This window comes from Yoonia sp. 67-2, assembly GCF_035117555.1.
In the GTDB taxonomy this organism is placed as follows: Bacteria; Pseudomonadota; Alphaproteobacteria; order Rhodobacterales; family Rhodobacteraceae; genus Yoonia.
The window spans coordinates 25,584-38,138 of sequence record NZ_JAYKPK010000008.1; the positions used below are offsets into that span (position 1 = coordinate 25,584).

The 12,555-nt window shown below is 61.8% G+C and carries 10 protein-coding genes; 4 read left to right on the forward strand and 6 right to left on the reverse strand.

Annotated elements, in window-relative coordinates; genetic code table 11:
* The first annotated feature begins 9 nt into the window (after positions 1 to 9).
* Positions 10 to 873, forward strand: a complete 864-nt coding sequence (locus tag VOY09_RS13275; RefSeq protein WP_322894562.1) for a universal stress protein — start codon at positions 10 to 12, stop codon at positions 871 to 873.
* Between the two features lie 106 nt (positions 874 to 979).
* Here the strand turns inward: VOY09_RS13275 and VOY09_RS13280 are convergent, their stop codons facing one another.
* Positions 980 to 1,777 (reverse strand): potassium channel family protein, encoded by a 798-nt coding sequence (locus VOY09_RS13280; protein WP_322894561.1) that lies wholly within the window; start codon positions 1,775 to 1,777, stop codon positions 980 to 982.
* Positions 1,778 to 1,947: 170 nt separating this feature from the next.
* Between VOY09_RS13280 and VOY09_RS13285 the strand changes: the two genes are divergently transcribed.
* From VOY09_RS13285 to VOY09_RS13295, 3 genes are all read left to right on the forward strand, one after another.
* Positions 1,948 to 3,603 carry a BCCT family transporter gene (locus VOY09_RS13285; RefSeq protein WP_322894560.1) on the forward strand — a complete coding sequence of 552 codons (1,656 nt, stop codon included), beginning with the start codon at positions 1,948 to 1,950 and terminating at the stop codon, positions 3,601 to 3,603.
* Positions 3,604 to 3,711: 108 nt separating this feature from the next.
* On the forward strand, positions 3,712 to 5,088 hold the full coding sequence (locus tag VOY09_RS13290; RefSeq protein WP_322894559.1) for a GntP family permease: 1,377 nt from the start codon (positions 3,712 to 3,714) through the stop codon (positions 5,086 to 5,088).
* 21 nt (positions 5,089 to 5,109) lie between these two features.
* Positions 5,110 to 6,933, forward strand: coding sequence for an SLC13 family permease (locus VOY09_RS13295; RefSeq protein ID WP_322894558.1), 1,824 nt, complete (start codon positions 5,110 to 5,112; stop codon positions 6,931 to 6,933).
* On the opposite strand, the gene VOY09_RS13300 is transcribed toward VOY09_RS13295, so the two are convergent.
* The 5 genes from VOY09_RS13300 to VOY09_RS13320 form a co-directional block, all read right to left on the reverse strand.
* A complete protein-coding gene (locus tag VOY09_RS13300) occupies positions 6,917 to 9,430 on the reverse strand; it encodes a cation:proton antiporter (RefSeq protein WP_322894557.1) in 2,514 nt (837 codons plus the stop codon). The genes VOY09_RS13295 and VOY09_RS13300 overlap by 17 nt on opposite strands.
* Positions 9,431 to 9,501: 71 nt before the next feature.
* The gene (locus tag VOY09_RS13305) at positions 9,502 to 9,711 is read right to left on the reverse strand and encodes a DUF2805 domain-containing protein (protein WP_322894556.1); all 210 of its coding nucleotides are present in this window, start codon (positions 9,709 to 9,711) and stop codon (positions 9,502 to 9,504) included.
* The gene (gene ubiG, locus VOY09_RS13310; RefSeq protein ID WP_322894555.1) at positions 9,708 to 10,412 is read right to left on the reverse strand and encodes a bifunctional 2-polyprenyl-6-hydroxyphenol methylase/3-demethylubiquinol 3-O-methyltransferase UbiG; all 705 of its coding nucleotides are present in this window, start codon (positions 10,410 to 10,412) and stop codon (positions 9,708 to 9,710) included. Before ubiG ends, VOY09_RS13305 begins: the two co-directional genes overlap by 4 nt.
* Positions 10,402 to 11,325, reverse strand: a complete 924-nt coding sequence (locus VOY09_RS13315) for an NAD(P)/FAD-dependent oxidoreductase (protein WP_322894554.1) — start codon at positions 11,323 to 11,325, stop codon at positions 10,402 to 10,404. Before VOY09_RS13315 ends, ubiG begins: the two co-directional genes overlap by 11 nt.
* The gene (locus VOY09_RS13320; RefSeq protein ID WP_322894553.1) at positions 11,322 to 12,539 is read right to left on the reverse strand and encodes an FAD-binding domain-containing protein; all 1,218 of its coding nucleotides are present in this window, start codon (positions 12,537 to 12,539) and stop codon (positions 11,322 to 11,324) included. The genes VOY09_RS13315 and VOY09_RS13320 overlap by 4 nt, the downstream gene beginning before the upstream one ends.
* Between the last annotated feature and the right edge of the window lie 16 nt (positions 12,540 to 12,555).

The following is a 12,555-nucleotide window of genomic DNA, read 5'->3' on the forward strand; positions in this document are numbered from 1 at the left end:
GCGGATGATATGACACAACCCACACAAAAGATCGTCGCTTTCATCGATGGGTCAATCTATTCGGAAAGCGTCTGCCACAATGCCGCATGGATCGCCGAACGCACAGGTGCGGCGGTCGAACTGATCCACGTGCTGGGCCCGCGCGACACATCGGGCAAGCGTGACCATTCCGGTGCCATCGCGCTGGGCGCGCGCACCGCGCTGCTGGAGGAACTGACAGAACTTGACGCGCAGCGGTCCAAACTGATGAGCCACCGGGGCCGCGCCATTCTGGACGATGCCCGCGCCATTCTGGACAAAGACGGTGTAACCGACATCAACACCCGCCTGCGCCACGGCGACGTGGTCGAGGCTGTGGCCGAGGTCGAAGGTGACGCCCGCGTCATCATCGTGGGCAAACGCGGCGAAGATGCCGATTTCGCCAAGGGCCATCTGGGGTCCAATCTGGAACGGATCGTGCGCACCAGCCACAAACCCGTCTATGTCGCCGCACGGGCGTTCAAGCCTGTCACCAAAGTGCTGGTCGCCTTTGACGGCGGCGCATCGGCGATGAAAGCGGTGGATCACATCGCCCGCAGTCCTGTGTTTCAAGGGCTTGCGATCCATGTGGTCACCGTTGGAACAGACACGGCTGAGGTCCGCAAAGGTCTCGAAAACGCCAAGGCGATGCTGCAAGCCGCAGGGCTGGAGGCGCAGACATCCGTCTTGGCGGGCCAGCCGGAAAAGGTGCTCGCCGATCTGATCGAGGCAGAGGGTTATGACATGCTGGTGATGGGTGCTTACGGCCACAGCCGCATCCGCAGCCTGATCATCGGCTCGACCACGACTGCGATGATCCGGTCCTGCAAAGTGCCGGTTGTCTTGATGCGGTGATGATACAGGCCCCCGATGACAATCAGGTCATTGGGGGCCGGCTGGCCTCAGATAAAGCGCCACAAAAACCGTCAGCCGATCTTGGGAACCAGTCCGGCGCTCAATTTTACAATCCCTCGGTCTCGATATTCATCTCAGCGCCGCAATGTTTGCAGTGGATCGCATCGATATCGTGCAACAGCAGGCCGCAATTCTTGCATTTCTCGCGCACCTTGGTCGGCTGGAACACCGATTGCAGCAGGTGCAGGAACAAGCCCACCCCGACGATCAGGATCGCAATCGACAGCCACCGTCCCGATGTGCCGACCAGAACGATATCGCCAAAACCTGTCGTCGTCAGCGCGGCCATGGTGAAGTAAAGCGCATCGACCCATGTCGTGATATCGGGATTGATCAGCCGCTGTGACGCATGCACGACGCTCGACACGATAAAGATAAACACCGTCAGATTGACGCTGCGTTGAATGACCTCTTCATTGCGGCGGAAAAACCGGCTGTCGTCGCGCAATTCCTGCAAAACGCGATAGGACCGCACGACCCGCAAGGCGCGCAGCACCCGAAAGAACGCGAAATCGCCAAACAGCAGCGGCGCCAGCAGGCTAAGGATCACGACAATGTCGGCCCAGTTCAACGGCGTGCGCAGGATGAAATCGCGGGCATTGGGCGCGATCAACCAGCGCGCGACAAGATCGGCCAGCACGATCAATGCCAGCAGCAGATCAAGCACCGGAACGTCATTTTCGATCCCGAAGACGCTGGTCACGACATAGCTACCAATGATCGCCAGATCAAAGACCAAAAGCGCCAGCCGGAACCGCAGGCTCGTCTCTGTGCGCCCGTGATACAGCCTGTGCAGCTTCTCGCGCAGTGGCGCAAGGCGACCGTCGAATCGTTGTTTTGCCATCCGATTGTTCCCGCCTTGCACGGCTTTACACGGCCGTTACGTGGTAAGTTATAATAGAATAAGGGCTTTTATTGCGTAGTTCAATTGAAAGCCTGCCCCCGATAGGCTAGGGGCGACACCTCATCTGCTGTGGCCACCGTTTGGCGGATACAAAAAAAGAAAGGGACGTTATGACCGATCACACCGATCCTGGCGAAGAACTGCCGGACATCGACGCGCTACCCGAACCCGAAGGCGATACTGAAATTATCGAGACCGATTATGACATCGGGCAGGATAATTTCAGTGGTGCCGTCGCGCTGGAACTGGACCTGCACAAGATCGTGTTTTCGGTCTCGGCCATTTCCATCATGGTTTTCACCTTCCTCACACTCGCCTTTCAAAATCAGGCAGAGCCGCTGTTCGTCGGTCTGCGCGACTGGCTGACCGGCAATCTGGATTGGTTCTTCCTCAGCGCGGGCAATATCTTTGTGCTGGTCTGTCTGGGGCTGATCGTCTCGCCTTTGGGCCGCGTGCGCCTTGGCGGGCCGGATGCGACGCCGGATTACGGCTATGTCGGCTGGTTCTCGATGCTCTTTGCGGCAGGCATGGGCATCGGGTTGATGTTCTTTGGTGTCTCTGAACCGATGGGTCATTTCGATGCCGCCCTTGGCGGGGTCATCATCGGCGAAGACGGGCTGCGCACCGATTGGGCACCGCTGGGCGGGGCCGAGGGCAATGTCGCAGAAGCCAGCCGTCTGGGCATGGCTGCCACGATTTTCCACTGGGGTCTGCATCCTTGGGCGATCTATGCGGTGGTCGCCTTGGCGCTGGCGCTGTTCAGCTATAACAAAGGCCTGCCGCTGACGCTGCGGTCCTGTTTCTACCCGATCTTTGGCGAAAAGGTCTGGGGCTGGCCGGGTCACGTGATCGATATCCTTGCCGTGCTTGCCACCGTCTTTGGTCTGGCGACATCTCTGGGCATCGGTGCGCAGCAAGCCTCTGCCGGTCTGAACTTCCTGTTCGGTCTGGGCACCGGCAATTCGATGCTGATCCTGCTGATCATCGTGATCACGCTGATCGCCATCGGGTCGATTGTGCGTGGTCTGGATGGCGGCGTCAAAGTCCTGTCCGAGGTCAACATGGGCCTCGCGATCCTGCTGTTGTTGTTCATCATCATCGCCGGGCCGACTGTGGCGATCCTGACCGGGTTCTTCGACAATCTGTTGGCCTACGGGCAATATCTGCCTGCGCTGTCGATGCCATTTGGTCGCGAAGATGCGAACTTTTCCCAAGGCTGGACCGCGTTCTATTGGGCCTGGTGGATCAGCTGGTCACCTTTCGTGGGCATGTTTATCGCCCGCGTCAGCCGTGGCCGGACGGTGCGGGAATTCCTGATCGGCGTGCTGATCGTGCCGACGCTGTTGTCCGTGCTGTGGATGACTGCGCTGGGTGGCACCGCCATCGGGCAGGTGGTCAATGACGGCTTTACCGCCGTGCAGGATGCCGCACTGGAGCTGAAGCTGTTCGAAATGCTGACGCAATTGCCGCTGACGGCGATCACATCATTCATCGGGATTATCCTTGTCGTGGTGTTCTTTGTGACCTCGTCGGATTCCGGCAGCCTTGTGATCGACACGATCGCAGCGGGCGGCAAGACGAATGCGCCAGTGATCCAGCGCGTGTTCTGGGCGAGCTTTGAAGGGGCGGTCGCCGTGGCCCTGCTTTTGGGCGGCGGTCTGGCGGCGTTGCAGGCAATGGCCGTGTCGGCGGGTCTGCCGTTCACCTTCGTGCTGCTGGCCGCCTGCTATGCGGTTGTGCGCGGGTTGATGAACGAACCGCGCTAGGGGGTCAGCCTTTGAAAGTTGTGACAGGGCCGGAGATGATCCGGCCCTTTCGCTTTTGCAGCAGCGGGCTTAGGTATGGCCCCAGATCATTGCGAAAAAAGGGACATCATGCTGGGCATTCTGGTGATCACCGCCGCCTTGATCGCGCTGATCGTGCTGGCCTATCGCGGGATCAGCCTGCTGTTGCTCGCCCCGGCAATGGCGATGCTGGCGGTGCTGTTGGCCGAAGGCGGGCCGCTGCTGGCCAGCTATACCCAGATTTTCATGCAGGCGACGGGTGGGTTTATCATCCAGTATTTCCCGTTGTTCCTGCTGGGCGCAGTCTTTGGCAAGCTGATGGATGCCTCTGGCTCGGCCCGCGTGCTGGCCGATGGGATCATCCAACAGCTTGGCCCGCAACGCGCGGTGCTGGCGGTGGTGCTGTCCTGTGCCGTGATGACCTATGGCGGCGTGTCGCTGTTTGTCGTGGCTTTCGCGGTCTGGCCCATCGCTGCGGCCCTATTTCGCGAAGCCGACCTGCCCAAGGTCCTGATCCCCGCGTCAATCGCACTGGGGGCTTTCACATTTACCATGACAGCCTTGCCCGGCACGCCCGCGATCCAGAATGCAATCCCGATGCCCTATTTCGGCACCACGCCGTTTGCCGCCCCGGGTCTTGGTCTGATCTCGGCGGCGATCATGCTGATCTTTGGCTGGCTCTGGCTGGAACATCGCGCCCGGGTGCTGGGGCCAGGCTATGGTGCGCCGGCAGAGCAGGGCAGTGATGCCTTGCAGGATGCCCCCGGCCTGATCGTCGCGGCTTTGCCTTTGGTCATGGTTCTGGTGCTGAACCTTGTTTTCACTTTTGTTGTCATCCCGCAGATGGACACCAGCTATCTGGCAGATCCATCCTTTGGCAGCACCACTGTCGATGCCTTGCGCGGCATCTGGTCGATCATCGCGGCGCTGACCTTGGCCTGCATTGCCTTGGTCGCGATGAACTGGGGCAGGCTTGCGCCGCGACTGGGCAAGACGCTGGACACCGGCGCACAGGATGCTTTGCAACCGATCTTCAACACCGCATCTTTGGTCGGGTTCGGCGCTGTCATTGCGTCGCTCGGCGCTTTCGGGCTGATCCGCGACTGGGTGGTCACCGTAGGTGGCGATAACCCGCTGATCTCACTGGCCATCGGGACCAGCCTGCTGGCGGGTATGACCGGATCAGCATCCGGCGGCATGTCGATTGCCCTTGCCACATTGGGCGATACTTATCTGCAATTGGGCAATGCCGCAGGCATTTCGCCTGACCTGCTGCACCGGGTGACGGTTGTGGCCACCGGCGGGCTTGACGCCTTGCCGCATAATGGTGCGGTCATCACCTTGCTGACCATTTGCGGTCTGACCCATCGCGAGGCATATAAAGACATCGCGGTCACAGCCGTTGTGATTCCGGTTATAGCACTGATCGTGCTGGTGGCGCTGGGCACGGTCTTTGGCAGCTTCTGAACATTTTTGAAAGTCGCCACCATGACCACCCCACAGATGCTGATCTTTGCCATTCTGGCCGCTACCATGGCGCTGTTTCTCTGGGGACGGTTCCGGCACGATATCGTCGCACTTTTGGCGCTGATGGCCAGCACCGTCGCCGGGCTGATCAGTTCAGAAGAGGCTTTTGCCGGTTTCGGCCATCCCGCAGTGATCACGGTCGCCTGTGTGCTGGTGCTGAGCCAGGGGTTGCAGAACACCGGTGCGGTGGATTGGCTGGCGCGCAATATCCTGCCGCGCAATGCCGGGCGGGTGACCAGCCTTGGCGCTTTGATGGGGCTGGGCGCGCTTTTGTCAGGGTTCATGAACAATGTCGGTGCCATGGCTCTGCTGATGCCGGTCGCCGTGCAATTATCCGGGCGGCTGGATCTGACGCCGGGACAGGTGCTGATGCCTTTGGCCTTTGGGACGATCCTTGGCGGCATGACCACGCTGATCGGCACACCGCCCAACCTGATTGTTTCGGGCTTCCGGGCCGAGGCTGGTCTGGGGCAATTCCAGATGTTCGATTTCGCCCCTGTCGGCGTGGCTGTCGCGCTTGCCGGTGTGGCCTTTGTCGCGCTGTTCGGCTGGCGTTTGGTCCCAGCGCGCAAATCCAGCAGCGAGGGCGATTTCGCCACCGGGGCCTATCTGACCGAGGTCCGGGTGCCGGAAGAAAGCAAGGCCAATGGCATGACCCTGCGCGCGTTCGAGCGTGAAATCGAGAGCAGCGACGCCCAGATCATCGGCATGGTGCGCAACGAGGTGCGGATGACCGCCCCGCATGGCGGCAGGCGCATCCGTGGCGGCGATATTCTGGTGCTGGAAGCCGAAGTCGATGCGCTGGCAGAGGCTTTGTCGGTCTTTGGCATCAAGCTGGAGGAAGAAGGCTCCTCCAAAGCTGATGAGGAAAAACCCGCCAAGCCCGCCAAGACCGACGATGCTGAGGATGACAAACCCAAGCGCGAGGATGATATCGTGCTGCGCGAACTCGCCGTGCTGCCGGGGTCCACAATCGTGGGCCGCTCTGCCAGCGACCTGCGGTTGCGCACGCGCTACGGCTTGAACCTGCTGGCCGTCTCGCGCCAAGGGCACAGGCCGCGCACCCGCTTGCGCACGTTAAGCCTGAAATCGGGTGATCTGCTGCTGATGCAGGGCCCGGCAGAGGTGATGGGCGATTTCATTTCCGACAGCGGTTGCGTGCCTTTGGGCGAACGCGAATTGCGCATCCCTGACAAACGGATGGCGCTGATCGCAGGGGCCATCATGCTGATCTCGGTTGGGATCGTCACTGTGGGTCTGTTGCCTGCGGCGTCAGCCTTTACCATCGGGGTGATTGCCACAATGCTGTTCCGCACCGTGCCGCCACGGTCGATCTATACCGCGATTGACTGGCCGGTGATCGTGCTGCTGGCCGCGCTGATCCCGGTCGCTGGGGCCTTGCAGACCACCGGTGCCGCCGATGTGCTGGCGCAGTTTCTCGTCGATAAGGTTGCGCAGGGCAATCCAATCGCCGCTTTGGCTGTCGTGCTGATCACCACGATGTTTTTGTCCGATGTGATGAACAATGCCGCGACGGCTGCAGTGCTGTGCCCTATCGCCATTGGCATCGCAGCATCACTGGGTGTCAGCCCTGACAGTTTCCTGATGGCCGTGGCCATCGGCGCGTCCTGCGCGTTTCTGACCCCCATCGGGCATCAGAACAACACGCTGATCCTTGGCCCCGGTGGCTTTGGCTTTGGCGATTACTGGAAACTCGGCCTGCCGTTGGAAGCTATCGTCGTCGTGGTCGCCATGCCGCTTTTGCTGATCATTTGGCCTCTGTGATATCCGCCATCAGCCGGTCAGGCGCGATGCCGCGCTTTTCAGCGCTGGCGCGCACTGCCTGTTGCAAGGCTTCGCTGCGTTCCAGTAAGCGGCGGAACCGGTCTTCATCCAGGATCAGCAGGGTCGAAGGCGCAATCGCGCGCACCAGCGCCCGGCGCGGGCGTTGCATCAGGATCGCCATCTGGCCGAACATTTCGCCGGGGCCAAGCCGCCAGGTCTGACCCGCGACCTGCAATTCCACAGCGCCGGAGGCGATGAAAAACACGCTTTTCGCGGCATTATCCTTGCGCACCAGAACCTCATCGGCATTGGCATAGCGGGTCTGGAACGCGCGCCCCAATTGTTTCAGCGTCGCATCGTCAAGATCAGCAAACAGCGGCAATTGCCGGACCAGATCGGCGCGTTGCGGCGCGATATCCAGCGGCGGGCGTTCTTCGGCAGCGGCCCGGCGTGCGGCGAGTTCCTGTGACAGGTTCGTGTAAACCTCGGTGCCGATCAGCCCATCGTCGCGCATCGTCGCATATTCGCGTTCTTCCAGCCGCAGCGTCGTGCGCCGGATGAAACGGCGCTCCAACTCTTCGGCATAGCCCGGATATTGCAGGCGCAACCCTTCAAGGGCTGTTTCCACTGCCTCGGTCCGGCGGGTCAGCAATTCCTGCAACAGATCCGCGACACGGCGGCCATGAATCCGCCGGATGCGCCCGTCGATAAAGGAATTCACATCGCGCAGGATCAACCGTTGCGACAGCAGGAATTCAAACCGATCCGCCGTGATCCGCGCCAAAGGCACCGACAGTTTTAACCGGTTGTGCAGGAACACCGCCAGCCGGAACGTCCGGTCATAGGTCACCGACCGTTTCGCCGCGCGCTGATAGCCGCTGCGCCCGCCGGTCCGCGCGCCTTCGATCAGCCGTTCGGAATCGGCCAGCACCTGTTCGGCCATTCGCGATGAAATCGTGCGTTCGCGCACCCGTTCCAGAATCGTGTCGCGTTCATGGCCCGCCAGCGCGATCAGCCCCAGGGTGATCCGGTCACGGTCCAGAATATTGGCGCTTTCTTCGGCATCCTTGACCGCCCCGTCCAGCCTGTCACCAAAGCGTTTCGCCTCGGACCGGATAATCTCGCGGCTGAGCTCGTAATTTTCCGTCGTGCGCGCGACATCCTCGCGCACGGTCTGCAAGGCCACGGCGACAACCTGCCGCGACAAGGCCTCATCAATCGGGGACAGCCGGTCAAGGCCCAGCCGCGCGATCACCCAGCGCAGGCTCGACCCCTGCACGATCAGCGTGAACAAGGTGAAACCGGTGGCAAGAATACCCACCACGCGCTTGACCTCGACCGGCACCCGCACGCTTTCGGTCACCGCCAGCGCCAGCGCCAATGTAACCGCACCGCGCAGCCCGCCCCACAGGATCGCCACCCGGTAAGGCCGGTCTACTGCGGGCGAGGCGCGCAGCAAGGTCAGCAACGGCAGCAGGCCGAACAGCACCAAAACCCGCGCCGCAATCGCAGCGCCGATCACCACGGCGATCAGGGCGAAATCGGTGAAACGCACATCCTCCAACAGCCTTGGGATGAACAGCGCAGCCAGAATAAAGATCAGCGCGCCCGCCCAATGCGACAACAGGTCCCACACCTCGCGCAGGTTGGTCCAGGCTTGTGGTGGCAACCGGCCCGGCCCGGTCAGGTTCAGCGTCAGCCCGGCGGCAACAACGGCGATCACACCCGATGCGCCGATGATCTGTTCCGCCCCGATATAGGCCAAATAAGGCAGCGCGACCGAGATCGAGATTTGCGCCAGTTCAAACCGCGTGAACAGTGCCATCAGCCAGACCGCCACCCGTGCGGCCAGCCAGCCGGTGATAGCGCCGCCAAGGATCAGCATCGGGAACCGGCCCAGCGCATTGCCCAGTTCGGGGTCCGGCACGCCCAGCATGACAAAACCCATGAACAGCCCGAACAGCGCAATCGCAGCGGCGTCATTCAACAGGCTTTCGCCCTCAATGATCCGCGCCAGCCGCTGCGGGGCAGAGATAGATCGAAAGATCGACACAACAGCAGACGGATCAGTCGTCGACACGATTGCCCCCACCAGCAGACAGGCGGCCAAGGGCAGGGTGCTGACCCATGACAAGGCATAGCCGATGCTGAACGTCGCTACGACCACCGCGACAACGGCCAGCACAAGGATCGGCACCCAATCATCCAGCATCCGCCGCAGGTTCATCCCCAAGGTCGCCTGAAACAGCAAGGTCGGCAGAAACACGTAAAGGAACACATTGGACCGGATCGGCAGGCCCAGAATAGCCTCTGCCACCGGGTTCAGCGCATCAGTCAGATCGGTGCGCAGAAAAAACAGCGCGCCGGTCGCAATCGCGATCCCCAGCACCGCCAAAATCACGCTGAACGGGACTTTCAGACGGTCGGCAACAGGCTCTGCAATGCCGATGACAAGAAAAAGTGACGCAATGATTGTCGTGATCAGAATGATGTCCATGCACTTGAAATATCACATGGATCAGGGAATGCATTTGCAAAGCACCGCGATCAGATGCGCAAAACGGCAAATTATTTGTAAATCGCGCGCCTGTCGCCGAATTGCCGCACACGTTTGCGCCAGGCCCGATAGCTGCGGGTGGCCAGTTCGCGGCGCATCAGTGTTTTCACCTCATCGGGCGACAAACCATGCAGGTCGCGGATCTGGGCGAAACTGGTGTGATCGGACAAGGCCATCTCGATAATCTCGCTGATCGTCGCCGGGTCAAGGCTCTTTGTCACGCGCCCTCCGCCTTGCGGGCATGGCCCATGTAAAGCACCGCCGTCAGCGGCAAAGGTCCAAAGGTCAGATCAAACCGCCGGTTGATCCCACGCGGCCCAAGTCCCGTAAACCGCCCCGGCTCCAGCCCCGCCACCTGCATCGCCGCGCGCAATTCGCGTGGCTTGATGAACATCGCCGGATCATGCGTGCCGCGCGGCAAAAGCCGCAGGATATCCTCGGCCACGGTAATCGTCGCCAGCCGGGCAATCGGATTGCGGTTGATCGTGTCGAACAGGAACAATCCGCCCGGGCGCAGACAGCGCCCGACCTCGGCCAGCACCTTGCCCAGATCGGCGACATGCTCCAGCACATCGACGCAGACCACCGCATCGAAACTGGCATCTTCATAGGGCAAAGCCTCGCCCACGCCGGTATCATAGCCAATGCGCAGCCCTTCCGCCTTGGCATGACGGCGGGCGGCGTCAATCGCATCGGCGGCTGGGTCAATCCCGGTGACATTGGCCCCGCGTTGCGCCAGCGCCTCGGCCATGAAACCACCCGCGCAACCCAGATCCAGCACATCCTTGCCGCGCCAGTCGATCAGCCGGTCGAAATGCTTCAACCTGCCGGGCACAAGGTTCTTCAACGTCCGCACCCAGCGGATATCATCCGACCACCATTTGTCCGCAAAGGTGTCATAGATCGTCAGATCATTGCGCATCAGATTGCCCCAACACGTCATCCGCAATCGCCCTGCCACTGGTCCAGGCATCCTCGACCCGCGCGCCAAGGCACCAGTCGCCGCCCAGATAAAGCGTTGCATCATCGCTGCGCAGAAACCTCTGGCCCAGGGCTTGGGTCACGAAAGCATAGCGCCAGCGATGCGCGCTGACATAGCGGACCTGATCAGCGCTGGCCCCCAGCCGGTCCAACAGCAATGGCAGCATAAGATCGGCAATCGCGCCCTTGTCCAGTTCCAGATGCTGCTGGCTGAACCCGGCAGAGGCTTGCGCAACCCAAGCGGTCACCCCCTGCGGGCGGGCAGGTTTGCTGCTGTCCTGTGCGATCCATGCCAGATCAGCCGCCGGGTCCTGCGCGGTGACGAAAGGGGCCGGGCCATCGATCGCCGCCATCAGCGTCAGGTTCGGCGCATAGGTAACATGGGCAATCTGTGCGACCAGCCGATGATCCGCCCCCAGCAAATCCGCCAATTGCGGCGCAGGCACGGTGACAATCACCTGCCGCGCCGCCAGCCGCGTCTCGCCAACCTGCACCTGCCAGCCACCGTCCTGCGGCACCAACGCCGTGACCTGCATATTCTGCTGCACCGGCACGCCCGCGCCCAAGGCTTTGGCCAGCGCCGACATGCCCGGCACGCCGACGATGCCATTATGCCAAGCGGCGGCGTGGCCCGCGCCGGTCAGATCAGCCAGCACCTTGGCAAAGCCTTCACCCTTGGCGCTGACATATTGCGCGCCATGGTCAAAACTAGGCCCATCCGTCCGCCGCGTCGCCATCCGCCCGCCGATCCCGCGCCCTTTATCCAGCACGATCACCGGCACACCCGCGTCGCTCAGCCTGCGCGCGCAGGCGAGCCCGGTGACACCAGCCCCGACAATGATCACCTGATTCATACCGCCACCTGATCAGCAAGGATGCGGGGTATCTGTTTCCTGACTTTGAAAAACCCTGCCGTCGCATGCGGCCAGATCGCCGCATCCCAATCGCGCCGCCATTCGGCCAACGTGATGCCTTTGGCTTGCAGATAGGGCAGCGCCGCGACCAGCCAGTCATAGGTCGGGCCGCGCGTGATGTAAGGCGTGACGATCTGCGTCACACCCGCAGCATCCGCCCATTTCGCCAGCGCATCAGGGTGATCCCCCCGCAGCGCAACCGGCGTTTCACCGGCACGTCTGGCGGCATCGGCCAGCGCATCGGCCTCAAACCGCACCACCATTCCCGCAACGGGCAGGGGGGATCGCAGATGGCTCGCCGCCAATGTCGCGCAGGTGCGGATATCGAAGGTTGCCAGATCGAAATCCTCCACCCTGCAATCCTCATCCGTGATCAGCAGCGCAGTGGGAACACCGGCTTTCGGCGCAACAACCTCGCGCAGGTCCAGAGCCGACGGCAACCCCTCCGGCTCCGTCGCCTCCAAACCCTGCGCCACATCGGCCAGATCGCCGGGGCGCGGGGTGAACCGGCCATTGGTGAAGGTCGCGATATTATCCGCCCGCGCCGGATAAGGCTTGCCGCGCGTATGCAGCCCCGCCGCCCAACGCCAGCCCAAAGTATTGGACGCCGCATCGCCATCCAGCAGATGCCGGTAAAAGAAATCCGCCCCCAGCCGCCACGGCAAACCAAACGTGAAAATCCAGATCGAGGCGAACCACATCCGCGCATGGTTATGCAGATAGCCGGTCTCGACCAGTTCGACAGCCCAAGCATCAAAGCAGCCCAGCCCGGTCTGCCCCGCCATCGCCTTGTCCACATCGCGGCGCAGCTTGCGGTCGCGGTCCAGTGCTGCCAGATCGGCCTGCACGCCTGCGACATAGCTGTCCCAGACCTGTGGGCGGCGTTCCAGCCAGCCCTTGAAATAGCCGCGCCAGATGACTTCCTCGACAAATTTCTCGGCCTTCTCCGCACCATGCGCCGCAATGGCGGCCTGCACCACTTCGGCCTCGGTCACCAGACGCCGCCGGATATAGGGCGATAGCTGCGACACCGCCTTATGCGCCCCCGGCCCATGGTCATAATTGCGCCCATTGGCATAACGTTTGCCCATCGCGGGCACAAAAGCCTGCAGCGCGGCAAGGCCAGCGTCGCGGGTGGCGGTGAAATCACTCATCTGAAAACGTCCTGAT